We start from the raw sequence: 23,450 nt of genomic DNA, 5'->3' as shown, positions 1-23,450 counted from the left end.
GCCGCCTTCGCCACGGACGAGTTCGTCGGGTTCGCTGACTTCCTGCTGCGCGATGACGACGGCAGGTGGCGGGTGCAGGACTCCAAGCTCGCCCGCACGGCCCGTGTCACAGCTCTCATGCAGCTGGCGGCATATGTCGACCAGCTCGACGGCCTCGGCATCCCCCGCTCCGATGAGGTCGACCTCATCCTCGGTGACGGCAGTATCAGCACCCACCGCGTCGATGATCTGCTGCCGTTGTTCCATGTGCGCCGTGCACGTCTGCGCTCGCTGATCGCCGACCGCGACGTCAGCGCGGGTGCGGCTGGCACGCCGCTGGCGTGGGGCGACGAGCGGGGCGATATCGGGCTGGTCGCGTGCGGGCGATGCGCGACATGTGACGAACAGGTGACGGATCATCGCGACCTGCTCATGGTCGCTCGTATGCGTCCGGTGCAGCGCACACGCCTGCGTGACCACGGCATCGAGACGATCGACGCGCTCGCCGCGGCCGCTGCGCCACCGCCCGGCATGAACATCGACACGTTCGAATCGCTCCGCGCGCAGGCGCGGTTGCAGTTGCGCTCTGAGACCGATGAGACGCCGACGTATGACGTCTATCACCCGGCCGCGATCCATACCCTCCCGCGTCCCAGCCGCGGCGACATCTTCTGCGACTTCGAAGGTGACCCGCTTTACACCGAAACCGCACCGGAAGGCACGGCGCAGTGGGGTATCGACTACCTGTTCGGCTGGGTCGACAACGAAGACCAGTACACGCCGCTGTGGGCCCACACTTTCGCCGATGAGAAGAAGGCGCTCGAGCAGTTCCTCGACTTCGTCAGCGTGCGCCGGGCCGCGCATCCCGACATGCACATCTATCACTATGCGCCGTACGAGACCTCTCACCTGAGCGCGATGGCGGCGCGCCACGGCGTCCGCGAAGGTGAGGTCGACACGCTGCTGCGTGAAGGTGTCTTCGTCGATCTTTACCCGCTCGTGCTGCGCACCGTGCGTGTCGGTTCCCGGTCGTATTCGATCAAGAAGCTCGAACCGCTGTACATGGGCGATGACGTGCGCACCAGCGACGTGCAGAAGGGCGACGACTCGATCGTCCAGTACGTGGCGGCGCGCCGTCTCGCCGCCGCTGGTGAGACGGCCGAGGCTGAGGCGGTGCTCGCCGACCTCGCCGACTACAACTGCTACGACTGCGTTTCGACCCGGCGCCTGCGCAACTGGCTGATCGAGATCGCGAAAGAGCGCGGCATAAACCCCGCCCCGCCCGACGTGCCTGACGAGGTCATCTACGAGCCGTCCCCGCGTTCGGTCGCTCTGCTCGCCGATGCCGAGAACGACGTGCAGCGAGGTGGCGACGGTGAAACGCACCGGGTCGCGGCCGCTGCGATCGACTATTACCCGCGCGAGTCCGCGACCTTCTGGCGAGCGCACTTCCAGCGACTGCGCGAACCGATCTCGATGTGGGATCAGACGCGTGACGTGGTGCGGGTGGATGCCGCAGCCTCTGCGCTACGACGCGAATGGGGCGTCGAAGAGGGGCGGCGGGTGATGTCACGTGAGGTCGAGATCCGTGGTGAGATCTCGCCGGGCACCACGTTCGGCGAGGGAGGCGAGCCGTTCGCGCTGTATCCGGTTCCGGCGCCCTTCGTGGTCGATGCTCCATCGCGGGCCGTGTACGTGGCGCGCACCGTCAAGATCGTCGAGCTTCTCGACGACGGCTATGTGATCTCGGAGACCGCGGTCGACGGCCAGACGTGGAATGAGTTTCCGCTCGCTCTCACACCTGCCGCTCCGCCGCGAGTCGTGTCGCTGCAGGGCGCGATCGATGAGTGGGCGGATGCCGTTCACCAGGCGGCCCCCTCATTCCCGCAGGATGCGGCCACGGACATTCTGCGGCGTGTGCCGCCGCGCACGCTCTCGGGTGCCGGGCTCCCTCCCGCGGGGGACGACGTGATCGATGCGATCGTCCGCGCTGTGCGCGACCTTGATCGCAGCTACCTCGCTGTGCAGGGCCCGCCCGGCACAGGCAAGACCTACACCGGGTCGCACGTCATCGCACGGCTCGTCAACGAGCACGGCTTCCGTGTCGGCGTGGTGGCTCAGTCGCATGCGATCATCGAGACGCTGCTCGAACGGGTCGTGGCCGCCGGCGTTCCGGCGAACCAGGTGGCGAAGAGTCCCAAAGAGAAGGGGAGCGATACCGCCTACACGTCGATCCCGAAGACGGGCATGGCGCCGTTCCTCGCCGAGCACGACGGCGAGGGTGTGGTCGTCGGCGGAACCGCGTGGGACTACAGCAACATCACGCGGGTTGAGCGCGGCGGCCTTGACCTCATCGTCATCGACGAGGCCGGGCAGTTCTCGCTCGCCTCGACGATCGCCGTCGCCGCGGGGGCGAAGCGATTGCTGCTGCTGGGGGATCCGCAGCAGCTTCCGCAGGTGAGCCAGGGGGCGCACCCTGAGCCGGTCGACACGTCGGCCCTCGGATGGGTGATGAACGGCGACGCCGTCGTGCGAGCAGAGTACGGGTACTTTCTCGATCGCAGTTGGCGGATGCATCCCGCCGTGGCAGAACCGGTGTCGCAGCTGTCATATGCGGGGCAGCTGGCCTCGGCATCCGGCACTGAACAGCGCGTGATCGACGGCATCGAACCTGGCGTCCATCTCGAGCCGCTCCGGCATCGCGGCAACGCGACCCAGTCGCCGGAAGAAGCGGACGAGGTCGTGCGACTCGTCCGCGACCTGATCGGGCGGGAGTTCACCGAACCGGGCGCGCAGCCGCGCTCGCTGACGCAGTCCGACCTCATCGTCGTCGCGCCGTACAACGCGCAGAAGCAGCTTGTCCACGATGCGCTCACTGCGGCAGGGTTCGGCGAGGTGCCGGTGGGGACGGTCGACAACTTCCAGGGTAAAGAGGCCGTCGTCTCGATCACGACGCTCGCGGCATCCAGCGGGCGGGATGCTCCGCGCGGGCCTGAGTTCCTGCTCCTGCAGAACCGCCTCAACGTGGCCGTCTCACGGGCTCAGGTCGCAGCTTTCCTCGTCTACTCGCCGGCCCTGCTCGACGACCTGCCCCGCACGCCCGAAGGTGTCGCGCGGTTGAGCGCCTTCGCGCGGCTCGTGGGGGCAGACGCTCAGTAGGGCTGACGCAGGTCAGGAGGACTGACTGAGATCAGGATGAATGACGGAGGTCAGTGCGGCTGACCGAGAACAGTACGACTGACTGAGATCAGGAGCAATTGTTCCGATTTCTCCTGATTTCGGGGACTTCTCCTGTTTTCGGCACGGCACGACACGGGCCGCACGGGCCGCGCGGCGCGGGTGGGCATGGCAGCACGGCACAAGCTCCGGCGCAAACTCAGACCGTGCCGTAGAGCCGATCTCCGGCGTCGCCGAGGCCGGGAACGATGAAGCGGTTCTCATCGAGCCCTTCATCGAGCGCCCCCAGGACGAGGGTGACATCCCTGTCGCCGACGATCTTCTCGATCGTCGCGACGCCCTCGGGGGTTCCGAGCAGACAGATGGCTGTGACATCCTGCGCGCCGCGCTGGAACAGGAACTCGATCGCCGCCCCCAGGGAGCCACCCGTGGCAAGCATCGGGTCGATGGCAAAGCACTGCCGGTCGCTGAGGTCATCGGGCAGGCGCTCGGTGTACGTCGTCGGCTCGAACGTCGTCTCGTCGCGAATCATTCCGAGAAAACCGACCTCGGCGGTGGGAAGGAGCTTGACGAGCCCCTCCAGCATTCCGAGCCCGGCGCGCAGAATCGGAACGACTATGGGCCGCGGCTCAGAGATCTTCACACCCATCGTCTTCTTGACCGGGGTGGTGATCTCCACGGGCGACACCTTCACGTTGCGCGTCGCCTCGTACGCGAGCAGGGTCACCAGCTCTTCGGTCAACTGCCGAAAGACAGGAGACGGGGTGCGCTTGTCGCGCAGCACCGTGAGCTTGTGAGTGATGAGCGGGTGGTCGGCGACGTGAACACGCATGATTACAGGGTAATGCGCAATAGGCTGAGAATATGCGCACGACAGCCAGCGAGGGGATGCGGCGTGCTCTCGAGCTCGCCGCGGAAGCCGCAGCGGCAGGTGAGGTTCCCGTCGGGGCCGTCGTGCTCGATCACGCTGGCCGGGTTGTCGGCGAAGGTCGAAACACGCGTGAAGAGAGCCACGATCCGACGGGGCACGCTGAAATCGTCGCGATGCGGCGGGCCGCGGCATCCGTCGGTTCCTGGAATCTCGAAACGCACACCCTCGTCGTCACGCTCGAACCATGCGTCATGTGCGCGGGAGCGATTCTGCAGGCGCGCCTCGACCGCGTCGTGTTCGGTGCGTGGGACGACAAGGCAGGGGCCGCCGGGTCCATGTACGACCTGTTGCGCGATCGTCGGCTGCCTTATCGAGCAGAGGTGATCGGGGGCGTCGAAGAGCAGGCGTCGACAGCGCTGCTGCGTGACTTCTTCGAGCGACGTCGCTAACACGGGCGGCCGCGGCGGGCCGAATTGCAGACCGAGAGCCCCCTGTGCCGCGTGTCAGCACCGCAACACACCGAGCGATGCCGTGTGCGTCCGGAATTCGGCACGCCCAGCCCGGCACACCCGGCGGTGCGACCCGACTCAGTCTTCGGACTTGAGGACGAACACGTCCGTGGGCGGCTCGGGATCCAGCGACGGACGGTAGATGTCGGGTTGGATGTAGACCGCGCGCACATTCGCGACGGTGTCGAGGATTCGCTGCTCGATCTGGCCGATGACGTCAGCGATGTCGCGCACGGTCTTCTCAGCGGGGAGTGCGACCTTCGCCAGGACGAGGAGCTCGTCGTCTTCGACGGTGTGCGTCTTCAGGCTGATGAGCTTCTCGACGTCGGCGCAGCCGAGAATGGCATCCATGATCGAGTCAAGGTCAGGTTTGCTGGCAGATCCGCTCATGACGCGATTCTAGTTCTGTTGCCTCAGATGCGCTTGAGACTCTTCGGCGCTGTCGGATGCCGCCCGTAGGATGGCGACATGGCTGAAACTCTTCCCTCCCTCGCGTTTCTCGGTGCCGGTTCGATGGGCGGTGCGATTCTGCACGGCGTCGTGAGCTCGGGCACACCTGTCGACGGCGGCATCACGGCCACCAATCGCACCGCTGACAAGGCAGCCACGCTCGCCGGTCTCGACGGTGTCACAGCGATCGCACTGGAAGAGCAACCGAACGGCAACCTCGACGCCGTGGCAGCGGCCCGCGTCATCCTGGTCGGGGTGAAGCCGCACATGGTTCCCGACCTGCTTCGCGAGATCGCCCCCGCGCTCCGCCCTGACGCCATCGTCGTGAGCCTCGCGGCCGGCGTCACCCTCGACACCTTCGCGAGCGTGCTCGGCAGTCAGGTCAGCACGATTCGGTCGATGCCGAACACGCCGTCCACGGTCGGTAAAGGCGTCACCGGTCTCGCTGCGGGCCCAGCCGCCTCGGCCGACGACTTGGCCATCGTGCGGCGACTGTTCGAGCTTGTCGGCGCGGTCATCGAGGTGCCCGAAGACCAGATCGACGCGCTGTCGACGATCTCGGGTTCTGGCCCGGCCTATGTGTACTTGCTTATCGAAGAGCTCACGAAGGCGGCGATCGGCAAGGGGTTTAGCGAGGCGGATGCCAGGCTCATGTCAGAGCAGACCTTCATCGGGGCGACGGCACTGTTGGCGGCATCTGATGACGAACCCGGCGAGCTTCGCCGCCGGGTCACGAGCCCGAAGGGCACCACAGAGCGTGCCGTCGCCGTCCTCCAGGACGCTCAGCTCGGCCGGGTGTTCGCCGAGGCGACGGATGCGGCGCTTGCGCGTGCGAAGGAATTGGCCGCAGGCTCCTGAAACACAAGGCTCATGGGCGGGTCCTGAAATGCCCGCTCCTGAACGTCCTGGCGCTCAGCGATCCAGCGCCGCGAATCGTTCGATGTCGTGGTTGGTGCCGGAGACGATGATGAGGTCGTGGTTGGTCACGACTGTGTCGGCTTCGGCGTAGCGGAACTCCTTGCCCGGGCTCTTCACGCCGACGACCGTCACCTTGTACTTCGAGCGCACGCCCGATTCGTTCAGCCCGACACCGCGGATGAGCTTGGGTGGATACATCTTGGCGAGCACGAAATCATCGTCGAAACGGATGAAGTCGAGCATCCGTCCGCTGACGAGGTGCGCGACGCGTTCGCCGGCCTCGCGCTCGGGGTAGATGACGTGGTTGGCGCCGACTCGGGCGAGGATCTTTCCATGCGATTGCGAGACGGCTTTGGCCCAGATCTGGGGAACTTTGAGATCGACGAGGTTTGCGGTGATCAGCACGGATGCCTCGATGAGCGACCCCACCGCGACCACGGCCACCTGGAAGTCCTGCGCGCCGATCTGACGCAGGGCGTCGATGTTGCGCGCATCGCCCTGCACGGTGTGGGTCACGCGATCAGACCACTTTTGCACGAGCTCGAGGTTCTCGTCCATCGCGAGCACTTCGCGATCGAGTCGATCGAGCTCGCCCGCGCACGCGGCGCCGAAGCGTCCGAGCCCGATCACGAGCACGGGGGCATCGCTCCGCAGGACTTCAACCAACGATCGGCCTTTCGACGGGCAGCGAGTATTGCTGCGAACGGGAGGTCGCGGCGACGGCCGCGGCGAGAGTCACTGTACCAATGCGCCCCATGAAAATGGTGGCGGCCATGACGTACGACGCCGAGTCGGGCAGCTCGGCGGTCAGACCCGTGCTCAGTCCCACCGTGCCGAACGCGCTGATGACGTCGAAGAGCACTTCGTCGACTGGCGCCTTGGTGATCTGGGCGATCACGATGGTCGAGACCGCTACGATCGTGGCGCCCCAGGCGACGACCGAGAGTGCGACGCGCTGCACATCGCTGGGGATGCGGCGGCCGAACGCTTCGACGGACTGGCGTCCGCGTGCCTCAGACCAGACCGCAATGGCGAGCACAGCCAGTGTGGTGACCTTGATGCCGCCGGCCGTTGACGCTGAGCCACCGCCGACGAACATCAGCATGGAACCGGCGACGAGAGAGGAGCCGTTCAGATTGCCGATATCGACGACGCTGAAGCCGCCCGAGCGTGTCATGGCAGACATGAAGAAGGCCTGAAACGTCGTGTCGACGGCATCCATCGACCCGAAGGTGAGCGGGTTGTTGTATTCCAGAACCAAGAACACGCCAGCGCCGGCGATGAACAGGAGGCCGGTGGTGATGAGGGTGAGCTTTGAATGCAGCGACCACCGCTTCACATGGAAGTGGTTCTTCAGCAACGTGTAGATCACGGGGAATCCGATGCTGCCGAGAATGACGCTCACCATGAGAACGCTCAGCACGAAATAGTCATCGGCGAACTCGACCACGCCTCCGGCGTTCGGGGTGAAACCGGTATTCGTGAACGACATCGCGGCGTAGTACGGCGCTTCCCACAGCGCCGCCAGCGGGGGGATCCCGGCCATCACGAGTCCGGGGTATAGCAACACAGCGACGGCGAGCTCGATGAACAGCAGTGACAGCGCCACGGTTCTCAGCAGCTGGCCGACCTCGCCCAGGCGCACCGTCTGGCCCTCGTTGATCGGGCCGCCGTGCGCGCGCATCGGGTTGCTGTCACCGGCGGCGAGCAGTTTGGCGCGAAGCCCGAGTTTCTTCGAGATCACCAGGCCCAGCACCGACGCGAGCGTCAGCACGCCCATCCCGCCGATGTTCACGCCGAGAAATATCAGCACGTGGCCGAACGGCGACCAGTGCGTTGCCATGTCGACTGTGGCGAGTCCGGTGACGCAGATCGTCGATACCGCGGTGAAGAGCGCATCGCTGAGGTGGGTGACAGCGCCAGACGCCGAGGCGATCGGGAGGGAGAACAGCGCCGTGAAGAGGAGGATCAGTCCGGTGAAGACGGTGATGGCGAAGCGCGACGGCGATGACGTCACGAGGCGACGGACGAAATGCCAGAGGTCGCGCACGCGCCCGCGCGGAGCACCCGATGCGCCGATGCTCGACATGTCGCCCCTCCCGGCTTCGTCTGCGAGGACCCTTCGTCTGCGAGGGCCCGCTGAGAACGTCTCAGTGAACCTTCGTCATGGTACTCCGCACGCGAGACGGCTACCCTGAACACATGACCGACATCTTCGACGTGATCGCAGACGGCACGAGGCGCGACATCCTCCAGCTGCTCTTGCAGCGGGCCACCGAGGGTGATGCGGGCACCAGCGTCTCGCAGATCGTCAGCGAACTGGGCATCAGCCAGCCCACGGTCTCCAAGCACCTCAAGGTCTTGCGCGATGCCGATCTCGTCAGCGTCCGCGAAGACGGTCAGCGCCGTTTTTACAGCATCGAGGTCGAGCCCCTGGGCGTCGTCGACGACTGGCTCGTACCGTTCCTCGTCGACGCCTTCGGCGATGATGCCCCTGATATCGACCTGACTTTCACCGCTTTGAACGAGAGCGCGGCGCACGCCGCCGGGGTCGCCGGCCGCGCCGCCGCGTCTGCGAAGCACGTCGTCACGACGGCGCTTCGCCGCCTGGGCGCCTGAGCGTCGAGAGCGGGCTCAGCGTCGGCCGGCTTTGCGCCCGAACAGCCACGCACCCCACAGCACGGCGACCACGAGGATGCCGATGCACCAGGCAAGGGCCCACCACAGCGACGCATCCAGCGGTGCTTCCATGAGCAGACCGCGAATCGCCTCGATGATCGGGGTGATCGGCTGGTGCGCGGCGACCGGCTGCAGCCAGGTCGGCATGCTCGCCACCGGCACGAAGGCGCTCGAGACATACGGCAGGAACAACAGCACGAACCCGTAGCCGTTCGCGGCCTCGGGTGATCCTGCTGCGAGCCCGATCGCGGCGAACAGGTACGTGATCGCCAGGATGTACAGCGCGATGACTCCTCCTGCCGCGATCCATTCGAGGAGGTTGGCCGTCGGACGAAAACCCACGAGCACACCGACGCCGATCACGATGGCGGTGGCGAACAGGTTGCGTATCTGGCTGGCGATGACGTGCCCGGTGAGCACCGCCCCGGCCCGTAACGGCATCGTCCGAAATCGGTCGATGATTCCGGTGCGCATGTCATTGGCGACGTACACGGCCGTTGACGATGCGCCGAATCCGGCACAGGTGAGGATGATGCCCGGCACGACGTAGTCGACGTAGGCGCCGGACGGATCGATCGCGCCGCCGAAAACCCACGTGAACATGAGCATGAGCATCACCGGCAGCATGATGGCCATCAGCAGCGATTCGCCATCGCGCAGGGAGTGTCGCAGGCTCCGCCCGATGAACACGAGCTCGGCTGTGACGCCGCGCAGGTGCGGACGAACGGACGGAGAGACGGATGCCGCGTCCGCGGCGAGAGCGAGAGTCATACGTGCTCCTTGGTGGTGGTGGCGTCGGTGGCGGTGATGGGGGAGGTGCGCCCGGTGATCGCGAGGAAGACGTCGTCGAGGCTGGGGCGGCGCAGGGTGACGACGCCATCGGCACCGTGCGCGGCGAGTTCGTCGAGAGCATGTCGTACACCGGCGACGGTGCCGTCGGTGGCTGCCTCATGAAGCAGTGTGCCGTCGGCGTCGTGCAGCTCGATCGTCTCGCCGCCGACGCGTGCCTTCAGTTCGGCCGCGGTGCCCTCGGCAGCGATGCGACCATCGTGCAGCACGGCGATGTGATCGGCGAGCACATCTGCTTCGTCGAGATACTGCGTCGTCAGGAACACGGTGGTGCCCGCTGCGGCGAGTGATCGGATGATGTCCCACAGATCGCGGCGACTTCGGGTGTCCAAGCCCGTGGTCGGTTCGTCGAGAAACAGCACTTCGGGGGTTACGACGAAGCTCAACGCCAGGTCGAGGCGGCGGCGCATACCGCCGGAGTACGTGCGCACATGGCGCGATGCCGCATCCGCGAGCCCGAAGCGATCGCACAGCTCGGCTGATCGGTGTCTGGCCTGGGCACTTGTCAGTCCGGAGAGCCGGCCGAACATGACGAGGTTCTCGGTGGCGCTCAGGGCGTCGTCGACGGCGGCTGACTGACCGGTGAGACTGATTCGCCTGCGCACCTCGTGGGGTGCGGCAGCGACATCGAATCCACCGACGTGGGCGCTGCCTCGGTCGGGGGCGACCAGGGTCGTGAGGATGTTGATCGTGGTGGTCTTGCCGGCACCGTTGGGACCGAGCAGAGCGAAGATCTCACCGCGCTGGACGGTGAGATCGAGCCCGTCGATCACAGTGTGGGGGCCGAAGCTCTTGTGCAGATCGCGGACGGCGATGGCAGGCGTTGGCATGGCTGCTCTTTCTGTGTAGGAGAGAAACTGTATATGGTGCATACATTGCGTGTATGAGAGTAACACACGGTTTACGCAATAAACAGAATTAGAGTGGAACGATGGTCGACATTGAACAGCCGGAGCCGGCGGAACTGCCGCGCGGAATAGCGCTCGCCTGGGGTGTGGCAGCCAATCCGCAGCGCGGTCCCAAGCGCGAGATGAGCATCGAGAAGATCGTCGAGGCGGCGATCGAGCTCGCCGACCTCGAGGGGATCGGGGCCGTGTCGATGGCGGCGGTCGCTGCCAAGCTCGGTTTCACGCCCATGTCGCTTTACCGGTACGTCAGTGCGAAAGACGACCTGCTGCTGTTGATGCAGGAAGAGGCGACCGGGCTCCCGCCCGAAGAACACCGAGAAAACAGCGGCTGGCGCACGAAGCTGCGCGCGCTCTTCGAGGCGCAGGCGCTGATCTTCGTCCGGCATCCATGGATACTCTCGTTGCCGATCACGGGGTCGCCCATCACGCCCAACAGCTCGGCGTGGCTCGACGCGGCCCTCGAAGCGCTGGCGGACACGCCGTTGGATGACCAGGAACAGCTGGCGGCTGCGCTCGCTGTCAGCGGTCACGCCCGGTGGTACGGGATGATTCTGGCCGGGTACGCCGAGCAGGCGCGTTCGACCGGGCTGTCTCCCGAGGCAGTGTCTGAGCGCGAGGCAGCTCTCTACGATCGCGTGATCACCGCGGAGGAGTTCCCACAGCTGCGCCGCGTTATCGACGCCGGGGTCTTCGCGGCCGATGACGACCCGTTCCGCTTTGCGCTGGCACGCACATTCGACGGCCTGGAGGCGTATATCGCCGGTCTCGATCGTGGAGATTCCCGGCAGGTCGAGTCAGCATGGCTGACGGATGCCACAACCAACGTCGCGGCAGATAAGCGCGTCAAAGAGGCGCAGAAGGCAGTCCGTGCCGCCGAAAAGGCGCTGCGAGATGCCCGCAAGCACGAGCGCCAGGTGCTGCGTGACGCGCACGAACGGGCCGCACGTCAACAGTAGATTCACAGCAGTCACATAGACCACTGTCGCCACGTGGGTTTACATGCGTTGCAGTTTCACCATAGAGTTATGCATCAGCAGAAAGGGGTAGTGGGGATGCCCGAGGTTCCAGAGGTCCGCTTCTTGACGGTCGCCGAAGTCGCAGAGATCATGCGCGTATCGAAGATGACCGTCTATCGGCTCGTGCACGCCGGGGACCTGCCAGCCATTCGGTTCGGCAGAAGCTACCGTGTGCCGGAGTCGGCCGTTGCTGACGCGCTGAACCGTCCTATCTCCGACGTCGGCTGACACACAGTCCGGTGCGTGCACTTTGCACTGGCTCTGATTTGCTAGACTGACCCGAGGCATTTTCCGTGCCGATATCCGGGTGTCCGACTTCTCGAGACGCTCAGCCACTGACTTAGTGAGGTTTCCGTGGGTTCTGTCATCAAGAAGCGCCGCAAGCGCATGGCGAAGAAGAAGCACCGCAAGCTGCTTCGTAAGACTCGTCACCAGCGCCGTAACAAGAAGTAAGCGGCCAGACACGAGCGCCCCCAGCCGGCTCCACGAGTCCTTCGACAGACTCAGGAACCGAGTCGAAGGGGGCGTTTTGTGTCGGTACCCAGGTTTCGAGGAGTTGTCATGAAATCCATCACCATCGCAGATCTCGTCGCCCGTGAGAACACACCGCTGATCGACGTGCGAGAGGCCCACGAGTATGCCGCCGGCCACGTTCCCGGCGCGGTCAACATCCCGATGTCCGAGATCGGAAACAGGCTCGACGAGTTGCCGGCTGAGGCTTTCGACGTCATCTGCCAGGCAGGCGGCCGGTCCGGTCGAGTTGTCGAAGCGCTCACCGCCCGCGGCTATGACGCGACCAATGTCGACGGCGGAACGGGCGAGTGGATCGCCGCCGGCCACGCCGTAGAGGCTCCTTCCGAGTGACCACCATCACGGTCATCGGACGCCACGGCTGTCACCTGTGCCCGACTGCGCTCGAGATCGTCGAGACCGTTGTGGCAGAGTTGCCCGACGATATCGGAGATGACATCGAGATCGTCGAGAAATCGATCGACGACGATGCCGCGCTCTACGATCTGTGGTGGGAGAAGATCCCTGTCGTCCTCATCGACGACGAGTTCCATGCGCAGTGGCGGGTGTCACCTGACCGACTGCGCCAGAGATTGGAGTCTGCATGATCCGCCACGTCGTCACCTGGAAACTCGCCAGCGACAATTCCAGTGAGCGCGCCGAGCAGGCCGCTGAGGTCGCGCGTCGTCTGAATGCACTCGAAGGCGTCGTGCCGCAGATTCTCACGATCTCAGCCGGAGCGAACACGCTCTATCCCGACGCGAACTGGGACGTCACCCTCGTCGCCGACTTCGCCTCGGCCGAAGCGCTCGAGCAGTACGCGGTGCATCCTGCTCACCAGGAAGTAGGCGTCTACATTCGCTCTGTCGTGGCCTCGCGCGTCGCGGTGGACTTCGAGATCTGATCCCACGACAGACGGCGCCCAGCACTCAGTTCTGCGCAATTCGGCAGGAGTGCAACCCAAACGTAATGTTCTAGACAAGCGTTCACCCGCTGCATCATGTCAAGATGATCTGCATACCCGTCCGTGGGCGTACTGCCCCTGTCGCATTGGAGCGGTCATGACCCGTCGTCGTAACGTCATCTTCGGTATCGCACTCGCAGCGAGCGCCACGCTCGCGCTTGCTGGCTGCGCCGGTGGAACAGATGGCGGCGATGACACGGTGCCCGAATCGGGCGGCGTCGATTACGGCCTGGTGAGCGAGGGCACGCTCACCATGTGTTCTGACATCCCCTACGCGCCGTTCGAGTTCGAAGACCCCTCGGCAGAGACCGGCTACACCGGGTTCGACGTTGATCTGCTGGCCGCGATCGCCGAGAAGCTCGACCTCACCCTTGCCGTGCAAGACGTCAGCTTCGAGGCGTTGACCTCGGGAACCGTGCTGCTCACGGGCGACTGCGACCTGGGTGCCTCAGCGATGACCATCACCGACGAGCGCAAGGCAAACCTCGACTTCTCCGAGCCCTACTACGACTCGCTGCAGTCGCTACTGGTGCGCGCCGACTCCGGTATCGAGTCGATTGACGACCTCGCCGGCAAGACCGTCGGCGTCCAGCAGGGCACCACCGGCGAGACGTACACGAGCGAGAACGCTCCCGACGACACCGAGATCATCCGCTACCCCTCAGACGGCGAGCTGTGGCCGGCGATGCAGGCCGGGCAGATCGATGCCATCCTGCAGGATCAGCCGGTGAACATCGAGCACGAGCGCGCGGATGAGACCTACACGATCGTCGAGGAGTACAACACCGACGAACAGTACGGGTTCGCCTTCGCCAAGGGCGAGAAGGCTGAGCTGATCGATGCCGTCAACACCGCACTGCAGGAGCTCCGCGACGACGGAACCTACCAGGAGATCTACGACACGTACTTCGCCGCCAACTGATCCACGCTGACGGGCATCAACGACGATGGCGATGAAGCGCAGGACTCGGCAACGGCTGTACCGGTTGGTGATGTACGCGATCTTCGTCGCGCTCGTCATCTGGGCGGTGGTCGCCACCGATTGGGGACGGTTCGCCAGGCAGTTCCTCGATCCGGAGGTCGCGCTCAAGCTCTTCCCCGACATCATCGTCACAGCACTGGCGAACACCCTGTGGTTCACGCTGGTCGGCTTCGTGGGCGGTGCGCTGCTGGGCATCCTCTTCGCGATGATGAAGATGTCGAGCATCCTGCCGTACCGCTGGTTCGCAACCGCCTGGATCGAGCTGTTCCGCGGGCTCCCGGCGCTGCTCACGATCTTCGCGGTGGCGTTCATGCTGCCGATCGGACTGGGGATCAAGATTCCCGGTGGCCCCGCGGCATCCGGTCTGGTCGGCTTGATCCTCGTTTCATCCGCGTATATGGCAGAGGTGATCCGCGCCGGAATCCAGGCGGTGCCGAAGGGACAGATCGAAGCGTCCAGGTCTCTCGGCATGTCGCCGATGAAGACGATGTTCTGGGTGGTGCTTCCGCAGGGGTTCCGCATCATCATCCCGCCGCTGACCAACGAGTTCGTGCTGCTGTTGAAAGACACCTCGCTGGTGTTCATCGCCGGGTCCACCCTGATGACGCGAGAGCTGACGACCTTCGCGCGTGACCTCGCGAACCAGAACGCGAACGGCACGCCCCTGGTCATGGCCGCGCTGCTGTACCTGGTGGTCACGATCCCCCTCACGCGCCTGGCGGCGTGGCTCGAGAGACGAATGGCGAGAGAACGATGAGCACCGACCTAATCGACATTCACGCACCGGCGATCGAGGTGCGCGGCCTCGTCAAGAGCTTCGGCGACAACGAGGTGCTCAAAGGCATCGACCTGACCGTCACCGCGGGCGAAGTCGTGTGTGTCATCGGCCCGTCCGGTTCGGGTAAGTCCACGCTGCTGCGCTCGGTGAACCTGTTGGAAGAGCCCACCGACGGAAAGATCTTCATCGAGGGCATCGACATCACCGATCCCGACGTCGACATCGACCGGGTGCGCACCCGCATCGGGATGGTCTTTCAGGGGTTCAACCTGTTCCCGCACATGAGCGTGCTCGAGAACCTCACCATGGCGCAGCGACGCGTTCTCAAGCGCTCGAAGGCAGAGTCCGAAAGGATCGCGCATGCGATGCTCGGCCGGGTCGGCCTCTCCGAGAAGTCGGATGCCTACCCAGGGCACCTCTCGGGCGGTCAGCAGCAGCGCGTGGCGATCGCGCGGGCGCTGTGCATGAACCCCGACATGATGCTGTTCGACGAGCCGACCTCGGCCCTCGACCCTGAACTGGTCGGTGAGGTGCTGCAGGTGATGCGCTCGCTCGCCGACGAGGGCATGACGATGCTCGTGGTCACCCACGAGATGGGCTTCGCCCGCGAGGTCGCCGATCGCGCCATCTTCATGGACGGCGGAGTCATCGTCGAAGAGGGCGACCCGAACGACGTGCTCACCAACCCTCAGCATTCGCGCACGCAGGACTTCCTCTCACGCGTGCTGTAGCCGCCGCATCCGCTGGCGGTCGCGTTGAACGCCTGACGGGCGGCGTCGTGCATTGCGCGTGCTCGCAGGGAGGATAATGAAGGGGTGGAAATCGGTGAGCTGCTCGGGCTCGAACAGCTCACCTGGGGAATGCTGCTCTTCGTCGTCCTTGCGGCGTTCGCAGCCGGATGGATTGACGCCGTCGTCGGCGGTGGAGGGCTGCTGCAATTGCCGGCGCTGCTGCTGATTCCCGGCATCGCCCCGGTGCAGGCGCTTGCGACGAACAAGCTCGCTTCGGTGTTCGGCACGGTCACCAGCAGCGTCACCTACTACCGCCGAGCGAAACCCGACATCCGTACGGCTCTGCCCATGGCGGCGATAGCGCTCGTCGGATCGTTCGGCGGTGCGGCCGTCGCCACCGTGCTGCCGCCTGCTGCGTTCAAACCGATCATCGTCGTCGCGCTTCTCCTCGTCGCGGTCTTCACCGCGTTCAAACCCGAGATGGGGGCAGCGACCAGACTTCGCTTCGCCGGCCGCCGACATCACATGACAGCCGGTGCTGCGGGCCTTGTGATCGGGTTCTACGACGGCATGATCGGCCCGGGCACCGGGACGTTTCTCGTGATCGTCCTGGTCGCGCTGATGGGGTACGACTTTCTGCAGTCGAGCGCCAAAGCCAAGATCGTCAACCTCGCCACGAACATCGGCGCACTGCTGTTGTTCATCCCGCACGGATCGGTGCTCTGGGCCCTCGGCGGAATTCTCGCGGTGGCGAATGTCGCGGGCAGCTACCTGGGTTCGCGCATGGCGGTCGCGCGGGGCGCGAAGTTCATCCGCGTCGTGTTCCTCGTGGTGGTCGTGGCGCTGATTGCCAAGCTTGGCTACGACGTCTGGAACGAGAACATCGCGCCGGGGGTCGCGCTGTTGTAGCAGTGACGGTCGAAGCAGCCGGCTCGCCGAGCCTGTCGAAGCGTCCGGCTGCGACCCTTCGACAGGCTCAGGGGTCGACCTCGGCGGCGGCGTCGTCCGGGACGAAGTCGACGCCGGCCTCGGCGCGCTGCGCATCGGTGATCGGCGCGGGGGCGCTGGTCAGCGGGTCGAAACCGTTGCCGGTCTTCGGGAACGCGATGACCTCGCGGATCGACTCGGTCTTCGTGAGGTGCTGCATCACGCGGTCCATGCCCAGTGCGATCCCGCCGTGCGGCGGAGCGCCGAACGTGAACGCATCCAGCAAGAATCCGAACTGTTCCTGGGCGACCTCGTCCGAGATGCCCATGACCTCGAACACGCGCTTCTGCACGTCTTCGCGGTGGATGCGGATCGAACCGCCGCCGAGCTCCGAGCCGTTGCAAACGATGTCATACGCGTAGGCGAGTGCCGAGCCGGGATCGGTGTCGAAGGTGTCCTCGAACTCCGGCTTCGGGCCGGTGAATGCGTGGTGCACGGCGGTCCAGGCGCCCGCCCCGAGGGCGACGTCACCGGATGCCACGGCATCCGCTGCAGGCTCGAACATCGGGGCGTCGACCACCCATGTGAACGCGAACGTGTCCGGGTCGAGCAGGCCGAGCCGGCGTCCGACCTCGACGCGCGCGGCACCGAGCAGCGCCCGCGAGTCTTTGGTCGCGCCGGCGGCAAAGAATACGCAGTCACCGGGCTCGGCGCCGGTCAGTTCAGCGAGGCCGGCCTGCTCTTTCTCCGATAGGTTCTTGGCGACCGGGCCGCCGAGCGTGCCGTCCTCGTTGAAGAGGACGTACGCGAGACCGCGGGCACCGCGCTGCTTGGCCCAGTCCTGCCAGGCATCCAGCTGCTTGCGAGGTTGCGAAGCGCCGCCCGGCATTCGCACCGCACCGACGTACTCGGCCTGGAACACGCGGAAGGTCGTCTCCGAGAAGTACTCGGTCGCCTCGACGAGCTCGAGCCCGAAGCGCAGATCGGGCTTGTCGGAGCCGTACTTCGCCATTGCCTCGGCGTAGGTGATGCGCGGCAGCGGGGTCTGCACGTCGACGTCGATGGTCTTCCACATCGCCGTCAAGACGCTTTCCATCATCTCGATGACGTCTTCCTGATCGACGAAGCTCATCTCGATGTCGAGCTGGGTGAACTCGGGCTGCCGGTCGGCGCGGAAGTCTTCATCGCGGTAGGAGCGGGCCATCTGGTAATACTTCTCGATGCCGCCGACCATGAGCAGCTGCTTGAACAGCTGCGGGCTCTGGGGCAGGGCATACCAGCTGCCAGGGTGAAGACGCGCGGGTACGACGAAGTCGCGGGCGCCCTCGGGAGTCGATTTGGTGAGCGTCGGAGTCTCCACCTCGACGAATTCACGCGCATCGAGCACGTCGCGCACCGCCTTGTAGACCTTCGAGCGAAGTCGAAGAGCGGATGCCGCGGCAGGGCGCCGCAGGTCGAGGTAGCGGTACTTGAACCGCACATCCTCACCGATCGTGTCGCCGTCGCCGAGGCCCGTGGAAACCTGGAACGGCAAAGGAGCGGACTCGTTCAGCACCTCCACCTCGGTCGCGATGACCTCGATGTCGCCGGTGGGCAGGTTCGGGTTCTCGTTGCCGTCGGGACGGCGAGAGACCTCGCCGGTGATCTTCAGCACGAATTCGCTGCGCAGCGGATGCGCGGTCTCTTCGTCGCGGATGACGACCTGGGCGATGCCGGACTGATCGCGCAGATCGATGAACGCGACCCCGCCGTGATCACGACGACGATCGACCCAGCCGGTGAGGGTGACGGTCTGACCGATGTGTTCGGCTCTGATGGAGCCGGTCGTGTGGGTGCGAAGCATCCCCCCATTCTACGGGGCTGCACACTGCCACCCCGACCCGTGTCAAGCGCCCCTCTAGACTCGGGGGCATGGATCTCAACGACTACGCCGCGCAGGTGTTCTCCGGTACCGGCGGCATCCTCATTCTCGTGCTCTACGTCCTCTACGCCGTGGCGCTGTGGAAAGTCTTCTCGAAGGCCGGATATCCCGGCATCCTCGCGCTGATCCCCATCGTGAACATCATCTTCCTGGTGAAGATCGCCGGTATGTCGGGATGGTTCGTGCTGCTGTATCTCATTCCGATCGTGAACATCGTCTTCGCGATCGTCGTCGCCGTGAAACAGGGCGCGAACTTCGGCAAGGGCGGCGCTTTCTCGTTCTTCCTGCTGTGGTTGATTCCTATCATCGGCAATCTCATCATCGGATTCGGCTCGTCGACGTACCGGCAGGTCTGACGTGCCGGCCGAGCGGCTTCACCTCGTTCGACACGGCGAAGTGCACAACCCCGAGCGGGTTCTGTATGGGCGGCTGCCGCACTACCGATTGAGCGACGAGGGCCGGCGGATGGCGCGCTCCGCAGCCGAGCACATCGCAGGACTCGGGCGACGGGTGAGCTCGCTGCGCTCATCACCGTTGCAACGCGCGCAGGAATCGGCGGAGCCGTTCACCGAACTTTTCGGACTCGAACCGGTCATCGACGAGCGCGTCATCGAGCCGACGAACGTGTTCGAGGGAAAACAGATGAGCCGGGCTCTTCGCGACCCCCGCAACTGGTGGCATCTGCGCAGGCCGTCCGTACCCAGCTGGGGCGAGCCCTATCGAGAGATCGCCGCACGGGTGGAAGACGCCATGAACGCAGCCTGGCACGAGACCGACAGCGGTGACATCGTGATCGTGTCGCACCAGGCACCGATCTGGATCACGCACCTCCATGTCGCCGGGCTACGCCTGCAACACGACCCGCGCACGCGCCGCTGCGCGTTGTCGAGCGTCACCACATTCGAACGGGTTGGAGATGTGTGGCGCGAAGTCGACTACGCCGAGCCCGCGGCGGCGGGAATCGACCTCGGCGCCGTTTAGCCGCGGCATCCGGCGTCGACTCAAGCGGGTAGCCGGTTGCGGGCCTTCGAAGGGGCGCGCGACCACGCGAAAGGGCAATCCGACACGGTGTGCGGGCTGCGCACCGTGCTGAGATGCCCTTTCGGCAGCGAGCGGGGCTCGTTCAATGGTTCGCTGAGGCGGACGAACCTTCCAGATCTCCCATAGAATTCCCGGCGTAAACTGAGAATGTGCTCCGTTCCCGCTTGTTGCCTACAGTCGCGCTCGCCGCGGTGTTCGGCCTCGCTCTGACCGCGTGCGCACCTGACCCGGTAGCCCAGCAGTATCTCGAAGGGGACGACAAGGGATACATCTCAGCCAGCGGCGCCGTCGTCGAGATCGCGCCGGAAGATCGCGGTGACCCGGTCGAGTTCGCCGGTGTCACCGAAGACGGCGAGGAGTTCTCCAGCGCCGACATCGCCGGTGATGTCACGGTGGTCAACTTCTGGTACGCCGCCTGCGCGCCGTGCCGCGTCGAAGCCGAAGACCTCGAGAACGTCTGGCAGGAGTACTCCGACGAGGGCGTCTCGTTCGTCGGCATCAACATCTACGACCAGGCAGACACCGCTAAAGCGTTCGCCGAGACCTACGGGGTGACCTACCCGAGCCTGATCGACGTCGACAGCGGTGAGGCCAAGCTGGCGTTCGCCAAAGACGCGCCGATTCAGGGAACCCCCTCCACACTGGTCCTCGACAAACAGGGGCGCGTCGCCGCACGCATCGTCGGGCCGCTTGATGGCCCGTCCATTCTTTCCACGCTCGTGGGGGACGCGCTCGCGGAGAGCGTGTGAACACCCCGGAGCTGATCAACTCGGGAGCACTCTGGCTCGCGATCCCGGTCGCCATGCTCGCCGGACTCGTGTCCTTTCTCTCGCCGTGTGTGCTGCCGCTCGTGCCGGGATACCTCGGGTTCCTGGGCGGCGCGGTGGCGCCGCGACGCGGTGGCGACAGCGCCGCGGGTGAGCGGAGCGCCGGCGGCGTGGCGCGCGGACGACTGGTTCTCGGCGTGCTGCTGTTCATCCTCGGGTTCGCCATCGTGTTCGTCGCGACGACGGCGCTCAGCGGCACGGTCGGCATCTTCCTGCTTCGCTGGGGTGACATCATCACGCGCATCCTCGGCGTGGTCATCATCCTCATGGGCCTGGTGTTCCTGGGCCTGTTCGGCTTCGCGCAGCGCGAGCTGCGCTTCCACGTCGACGCCAAGACCGGCCTGATCGGCGCTCCGCTGCTCGGCATCGCGCTCGGCATCGGCTGGGCGCCGTGCCTCGGCCCGACGCTCACCGCGATCATGGCTCTGTCGATCAACGTCGGTGATCCGGTGCGCGCCGGATTCCTCGGTCTTGCGTACAGCCTCGGCCTCGGCATCCCATTCCTGCTCGTGGCCCTCGGATTCGGCTGGGCGACCAAAGCGATCGGGTTCCTGCGCCGCCACATCCGCATCGTCAACATCATCGGCGGCGCACTGCTCATCGTGCTCGGCATCCTGATGCTCACCGGCTTGTGGACCGACATCATGTCTCGCCTGGGGGCGGTGATGGGCAGTGTCATCCTCCCGGTCTGATTCCTCCTCGACCGATAAGGAAGCTGTGAAACCCGACGCGTCCGACCCGCTCCGTCCGTCAGACCACGTCGACGGCGACGCCGGTGCGATCGCCCAGCCGCGCCTCGGCTTCGTCGGCTGGCTGCGGTGGGGATGGCGCCAGCTCACCTCGATGCGCACGGCCATCATCCTGCTGCTGGTGCTGGCGATCGCCGCGATTCCCGGGTCGATCTTCCCGCAGCGGATGGCCGACCCGAATGGCGTCACGCAGTGGGAACGGAACAACCCTGATCTGTTCCCGATTCTCGACGCGCTCGACCTGTTCGACGTTTATCTGTCGCCGTGGTTCTCTGCCATCTACCTGCTGCTTTTCACATCGCTGGTCGGATGCGTTATCCCGCGCATCAAACACCATGTCAAGGCCCTGCGAGCGAAGCCCCCACGCACGCCCGCGCGTCTGAGCCGACTCGAAGATCACCGTGAGGCGGTGCGTACCATCGACGAAGCGGATGCCGAGGCCGAGGCATCCCGCACCATCGACGTCGCCCACAAACAGCTGGGGGCACTCGGATACCGCGTGCAGCGCTACGACGCCAACGGCCGCTCGGGCCGCACCTACTCGGTGTCAGCGGAGCGCGGATACTGGCGCGAGACCGGAAACCTGCTGTTTCACCTCGCCCTGGTCGGCGTGCTCATCACCGTCGGCGTCGGCGGCAGCTTCGCCTACACCGGCCAGCGTGTCGTCGTCGAGGGGCAGACCTTCGTCAACACGCTGCTGGATTACGAGTCGATGAACCGCGGACGCTTCGTCAGCGATGACGCGCTCAGCCCCTATGCGATGACGCTCGACTCCTTCGACGTGACCTACCAGGAATACGGTTCCGCAGCTTCCGGCCAGGCTGGCGACTTCTCCGCCAACGTGACGGTGCGCGAGAACGGCGAGACCCGTGAAGGCTCTGTGCGTGTGAACCACCCGTTGCCGATCGCCGGCGACAAGATCTATCTGCTCGGCAACGGCTACGCCCCCACTATCACCGTGCGAAACGCGGACGGCGATGTCGTCTACAGCAACTCGGTGCCGTTCCTCCCGCAGGACAACAACCTGACCTCGCTCGGCGTGATCAAGGTCACCGACGGGATGCCCGAGCAACTCGGCATCGCCGCATTCTTCTACCCGACCGCGGCGAAACTCGAAACGGGCGCATACGCGTCTGCGTATGGCGACCTCGCAGCTCCCCTGCTCACCCTCGACGTCTACGAAGGCGACCTCGGTATCGACGACGGCACGCCCCGATCGGTCTACGTGCTCGATACAGAAGAGCTCACCAAACTCACCGGCCGCACCACCGACGTCGAATCGATCGAGCTGCAGCCGGGTGAGACCGCCGACCTGCCCGGCGGACGCGGCACCATCACGTTCGAAGACGAGTCGCCGGCGGCAGCGACCGACTACTCCGAGTCCGTGAAGCGATTCGTCTCCCTGCAGATCCATCACGACGAGTCGGCTGTGTGGGTGCTGGTGTTCGCGCTGCTCGCTCTCGCGGGTCTCATGCTCGCCCTGTTCGTGCCCCGGCGCCGCATGTGGGTCAAAGCGGTCGTAGCCGGGGGAGAGGTACGGCTCGAGTACGCCGGACTCGCCCGCGGGGAAGACCCCACTCTCGCCGCCGCCGTCGATGACCTCGCCACTGGGCACGCGCGCCTGCTCGATGCTCCTCCCTCTCCGCAGCCCCGAAAGTAGAATGAGCTCATGCCCGACCTCGACTCTCTCTCGATCCTGTTCATCTGGACGGCGATCGCGATCTACGCCGCCGCCTTCATCGCTTACGCGTTTGACCTGGCGCGCCGCTCCGAGGTCACGTCGGATGCGCGGCTCATACGAGAGAAAGAACTCGTCGGCGCTGGCGCCCCAGCGGTGCGTAGCGATGAGCCGCCGGCCGGGGCCGCGGCATCCGAAAAGGAATCGAAACCGCGCTACGTGATGGCGCGTATCGGCACGACGCTGACGGTGCTCGCGTTCCTGTTCCATGTCGGGGCGACCGTGCTGCGCGGGATCGCGGCAGAACGCGTGCCGTGGGCAAACCTCTACGAGTTCGCCATGACCGGCACGGTGCTGATCGTGCTCGTCTACCTGGTTGTGATCACCCGCATCGACCTGCGCTACCTGGGCACATTCATCACCGGGCTCGTGATCGTGCTGATGGGCGCGGCGGCTGTGAGCTTCTATGTTGACGTCGTGCCGCTGATGGATCCGCTCAAGAGCGTCTGGCTCGTCATCCACGTGTTCGTCGCATCGCTGGCCACGGCGTTCTTCGCTCTCGCCGGTGCGCTCTCGGTGCTGCAGCTGATGCAGAGCCGGCGCGAGCGCCGCATCGCCGAGCAGGCTGAGAAGCCCGGTCCGCGTTTCCTCGGCACACTTCTCGGAGCCGATCGGCTCGAAGGCACGGCGTTCCGCTTCGCGATCATCGGCTTCATCTTCTGGACTTTCACGCTCATCGCCGGGTCCATCTGGGCTCAGGATGCCTGGGGGCGCTACTGGGGCTTCGACGTCAAAGAAACCTGGACGTTCATCGTCTGGGTGCTCTATGCCGGATACATCCACGCCCGCGCGACCCGCGGTTGGCGCGGCAACCCGTCGGCCTGGCTGTCGATCGTCGGCTTCAGCGCGGTGATCTTCAACTTCACGATCGTGAACGTGTTCTTCAAGGGGCTGCACGCGTACAGCGGGCTGAGCTGAGCTGAGCT

27 protein-coding genes are annotated in these 23,450 nt (G+C 65.3%); 20 read left to right on the top strand and 7 right to left on the bottom strand.

Annotated elements, in window-relative coordinates; all coding sequences use genetic code 11:
- A partial coding sequence (locus Q1J95_RS01130; RefSeq protein WP_300265324.1) for a bifunctional RecB family nuclease/DEAD/DEAH box helicase occupies positions 1-3,138 on the top strand: 3,138 nt, incomplete at its 5' end.
- 217 nt (positions 3,139-3,355) lie between these two features.
- Here the strand turns inward: Q1J95_RS01130 and upp are convergent.
- Positions 3,356-3,988, bottom strand: coding sequence for a uracil phosphoribosyltransferase (gene upp, locus Q1J95_RS01125; protein WP_300265322.1), 633 nt, complete (start codon positions 3,986-3,988; stop codon positions 3,356-3,358).
- 32 nt (positions 3,989-4,020) lie between these two features.
- On the opposite strand from upp, the gene tadA reads away from it, so the two are divergent.
- The gene (gene tadA / locus Q1J95_RS01120; protein WP_300265319.1) at positions 4,021-4,476 is read left to right on the top strand and encodes a tRNA adenosine(34) deaminase TadA; all 456 of its coding nucleotides are present in this window, start codon (positions 4,021-4,023) and stop codon (positions 4,474-4,476) included.
- A gap of 138 nt (positions 4,477-4,614) precedes the next feature.
- Here the strand turns inward: tadA and Q1J95_RS01115 are convergent, their stop codons facing one another.
- Positions 4,615-4,926: a hypothetical protein gene (locus Q1J95_RS01115; protein WP_300265316.1), complete on the bottom strand. Its 312-nt coding sequence runs from the start codon at positions 4,924-4,926 to the stop codon at positions 4,615-4,617.
- 78 nt (positions 4,927-5,004) lie between these two features.
- Here Q1J95_RS01115 and proC point away from each other — a divergent pair, with 78 nt between their 5' ends.
- Positions 5,005-5,844 (top strand): pyrroline-5-carboxylate reductase, encoded by an 840-nt coding sequence (gene proC / locus Q1J95_RS01110; protein ID WP_300265313.1) that lies wholly within the window; start codon positions 5,005-5,007, stop codon positions 5,842-5,844.
- A gap of 54 nt (positions 5,845-5,898) precedes the next feature.
- Here proC and Q1J95_RS01105 read toward each other — a convergent pair whose 3' ends face one another.
- Together Q1J95_RS01105 and Q1J95_RS01100 are read right to left on the bottom strand one after the other, a co-directional pair.
- On the bottom strand, positions 5,899-6,570 hold the full coding sequence (locus tag Q1J95_RS01105; RefSeq protein ID WP_300265310.1) for a TrkA family potassium uptake protein: 672 nt from the start codon (positions 6,568-6,570) through the stop codon (positions 5,899-5,901).
- Positions 6,563-7,993, bottom strand: a complete 1,431-nt coding sequence (locus Q1J95_RS01100; protein WP_300265308.1) for a potassium transporter TrkG — start codon at positions 7,991-7,993, stop codon at positions 6,563-6,565. The genes Q1J95_RS01105 and Q1J95_RS01100 overlap by 8 nt, the downstream gene beginning before the upstream one ends.
- 113 nt (positions 7,994-8,106) lie before the next feature.
- Between Q1J95_RS01100 and Q1J95_RS01095 the strand changes: the two genes are divergently transcribed.
- Positions 8,107-8,523: a metalloregulator ArsR/SmtB family transcription factor gene (locus tag Q1J95_RS01095; RefSeq protein ID WP_300265305.1), complete on the top strand. Its 417-nt coding sequence runs from the start codon at positions 8,107-8,109 to the stop codon at positions 8,521-8,523.
- Between the two features lie 15 nt (positions 8,524-8,538).
- Here Q1J95_RS01095 and Q1J95_RS01090 read toward each other — a convergent pair whose 3' ends face one another.
- Positions 8,539-9,354 carry an ABC transporter permease gene (locus Q1J95_RS01090; RefSeq protein WP_300265302.1) on the bottom strand — a complete coding sequence of 272 codons (816 nt, stop codon included), beginning with the start codon at positions 9,352-9,354 and terminating at the stop codon, positions 8,539-8,541.
- The gene (locus Q1J95_RS01085; RefSeq protein WP_300265299.1) at positions 9,351-10,262 is read right to left on the bottom strand and encodes an ATP-binding cassette domain-containing protein; all 912 of its coding nucleotides are present in this window, start codon (positions 10,260-10,262) and stop codon (positions 9,351-9,353) included. The genes Q1J95_RS01090 and Q1J95_RS01085 overlap by 4 nt, the downstream gene beginning before the upstream one ends.
- 101 nt (positions 10,263-10,363) lie before the next feature.
- Between Q1J95_RS01085 and Q1J95_RS01080 the strand changes: the two genes are divergently transcribed.
- The 10 genes from Q1J95_RS01080 (at position 10,364) to Q1J95_RS01035 (ending at position 16,230) form a co-directional block, all read left to right on the top strand.
- Positions 10,364-11,296, top strand: coding sequence for a TetR/AcrR family transcriptional regulator (locus tag Q1J95_RS01080; protein ID WP_300265297.1), 933 nt, complete (start codon positions 10,364-10,366; stop codon positions 11,294-11,296).
- A gap of 96 nt (positions 11,297-11,392) precedes the next feature.
- A complete protein-coding gene (locus Q1J95_RS01075) occupies positions 11,393-11,584 on the top strand; it encodes a helix-turn-helix domain-containing protein (protein ID WP_300265330.1) in 192 nt (63 codons plus the stop codon).
- A gap of 126 nt (positions 11,585-11,710) precedes the next feature.
- Positions 11,711-11,809: an AURKAIP1/COX24 domain-containing protein gene (locus tag Q1J95_RS01070; protein ID WP_003792170.1), complete on the top strand. Its 99-nt coding sequence runs from the start codon at positions 11,711-11,713 to the stop codon at positions 11,807-11,809.
- Between the two features lie 108 nt (positions 11,810-11,917).
- Complete coding sequence (locus tag Q1J95_RS01065; protein WP_300265294.1) at positions 11,918-12,220, top strand: rhodanese-like domain-containing protein; 303 nt, start codon at positions 11,918-11,920, stop codon at positions 12,218-12,220.
- Complete coding sequence (locus tag Q1J95_RS01060) at positions 12,217-12,474, top strand: glutaredoxin family protein (protein ID WP_300265291.1); 258 nt, start codon at positions 12,217-12,219, stop codon at positions 12,472-12,474. The genes Q1J95_RS01065 and Q1J95_RS01060 overlap by 4 nt, the downstream gene beginning before the upstream one ends.
- Positions 12,471-12,770 carry a Dabb family protein gene (locus Q1J95_RS01055; RefSeq protein WP_300265289.1) on the top strand — a complete coding sequence of 100 codons (300 nt, stop codon included), beginning with the start codon at positions 12,471-12,473 and terminating at the stop codon, positions 12,768-12,770. The genes Q1J95_RS01060 and Q1J95_RS01055 overlap by 4 nt, the downstream gene beginning before the upstream one ends.
- A 157-nt stretch (positions 12,771-12,927) precedes the next feature.
- The gene (locus tag Q1J95_RS01050) at positions 12,928-13,752 is read left to right on the top strand and encodes a transporter substrate-binding domain-containing protein (RefSeq protein ID WP_300265286.1); all 825 of its coding nucleotides are present in this window, start codon (positions 12,928-12,930) and stop codon (positions 13,750-13,752) included.
- 31 nt (positions 13,753-13,783) lie between these two features.
- Complete coding sequence (locus Q1J95_RS01045; protein WP_300265283.1) at positions 13,784-14,569, top strand: amino acid ABC transporter permease; 786 nt, start codon at positions 13,784-13,786, stop codon at positions 14,567-14,569.
- Complete coding sequence (locus Q1J95_RS01040; RefSeq protein ID WP_300265280.1) at positions 14,566-15,321, top strand: amino acid ABC transporter ATP-binding protein; 756 nt, start codon at positions 14,566-14,568, stop codon at positions 15,319-15,321. Before Q1J95_RS01045 ends, Q1J95_RS01040 begins: the two co-directional genes overlap by 4 nt.
- A gap of 84 nt (positions 15,322-15,405) precedes the next feature.
- Positions 15,406-16,230: a TSUP family transporter gene (locus tag Q1J95_RS01035; RefSeq protein WP_300265277.1), complete on the top strand. Its 825-nt coding sequence runs from the start codon at positions 15,406-15,408 to the stop codon at positions 16,228-16,230.
- A 67-nt stretch (positions 16,231-16,297) separates the two neighbouring features.
- Here the strand turns inward: Q1J95_RS01035 and aspS are convergent, their stop codons facing one another.
- Positions 16,298-18,091, bottom strand: coding sequence for an aspartate--tRNA ligase (gene aspS, locus Q1J95_RS01030; RefSeq protein WP_300265274.1), 1,794 nt, complete (start codon positions 18,089-18,091; stop codon positions 16,298-16,300).
- Between the two features lie 68 nt (positions 18,092-18,159).
- On the opposite strand from aspS, the gene Q1J95_RS01025 reads away from it, so the two are divergent.
- The 6 genes from Q1J95_RS01025 to ccsB all read left to right on the top strand — a co-directional run bounded on the left by Q1J95_RS01025 (position 18,160) and on the right by ccsB (position 23,442).
- Positions 18,160-18,525, top strand: a complete 366-nt coding sequence (locus Q1J95_RS01025; protein WP_300265271.1) for a DUF5684 domain-containing protein — start codon at positions 18,160-18,162, stop codon at positions 18,523-18,525.
- 1 nt (position 18,526) lies between these two features.
- Positions 18,527-19,150, top strand: a complete 624-nt coding sequence (locus Q1J95_RS01020) for a histidine phosphatase family protein (protein WP_300265267.1) — start codon at positions 18,527-18,529, stop codon at positions 19,148-19,150.
- Between the two features lie 209 nt (positions 19,151-19,359).
- Entirely contained in the window at positions 19,360-19,959 is a 600-nt protein-coding gene (locus Q1J95_RS01015) for a TlpA disulfide reductase family protein (protein WP_300265264.1), read from the top strand.
- Entirely contained in the window at positions 19,956-20,729 is a 774-nt protein-coding gene (locus Q1J95_RS01010; RefSeq protein ID WP_300265261.1) for a cytochrome c biogenesis protein CcdA, read from the top strand. The genes Q1J95_RS01015 and Q1J95_RS01010 overlap by 4 nt, the downstream gene beginning before the upstream one ends.
- 25 nt (positions 20,730-20,754) lie before the next feature.
- The gene (locus Q1J95_RS01005; RefSeq protein ID WP_300265258.1) at positions 20,755-22,446 is read left to right on the top strand and encodes a cytochrome c biogenesis protein ResB; all 1,692 of its coding nucleotides are present in this window, start codon (positions 20,755-20,757) and stop codon (positions 22,444-22,446) included.
- A gap of 9 nt (positions 22,447-22,455) precedes the next feature.
- Positions 22,456-23,442 carry a c-type cytochrome biogenesis protein CcsB gene (gene ccsB / locus Q1J95_RS01000; RefSeq protein WP_300265256.1) on the top strand — a complete coding sequence of 329 codons (987 nt, stop codon included), beginning with the start codon at positions 22,456-22,458 and terminating at the stop codon, positions 23,440-23,442.
- Positions 23,443-23,450 lie beyond the last annotated feature (8 nt).

Origin of the sequence: Microbacterium sp., from assembly GCF_029263575.1 — a bacterium.
In the GTDB taxonomy this organism is placed as follows: domain Bacteria; phylum Actinomycetota; class Actinomycetes; order Actinomycetales; family Microbacteriaceae; genus Microbacterium.
Note: the sequence above shows the minus strand (reverse complement) of the source record. Positions and strands in the feature narration are given on the sequence as shown.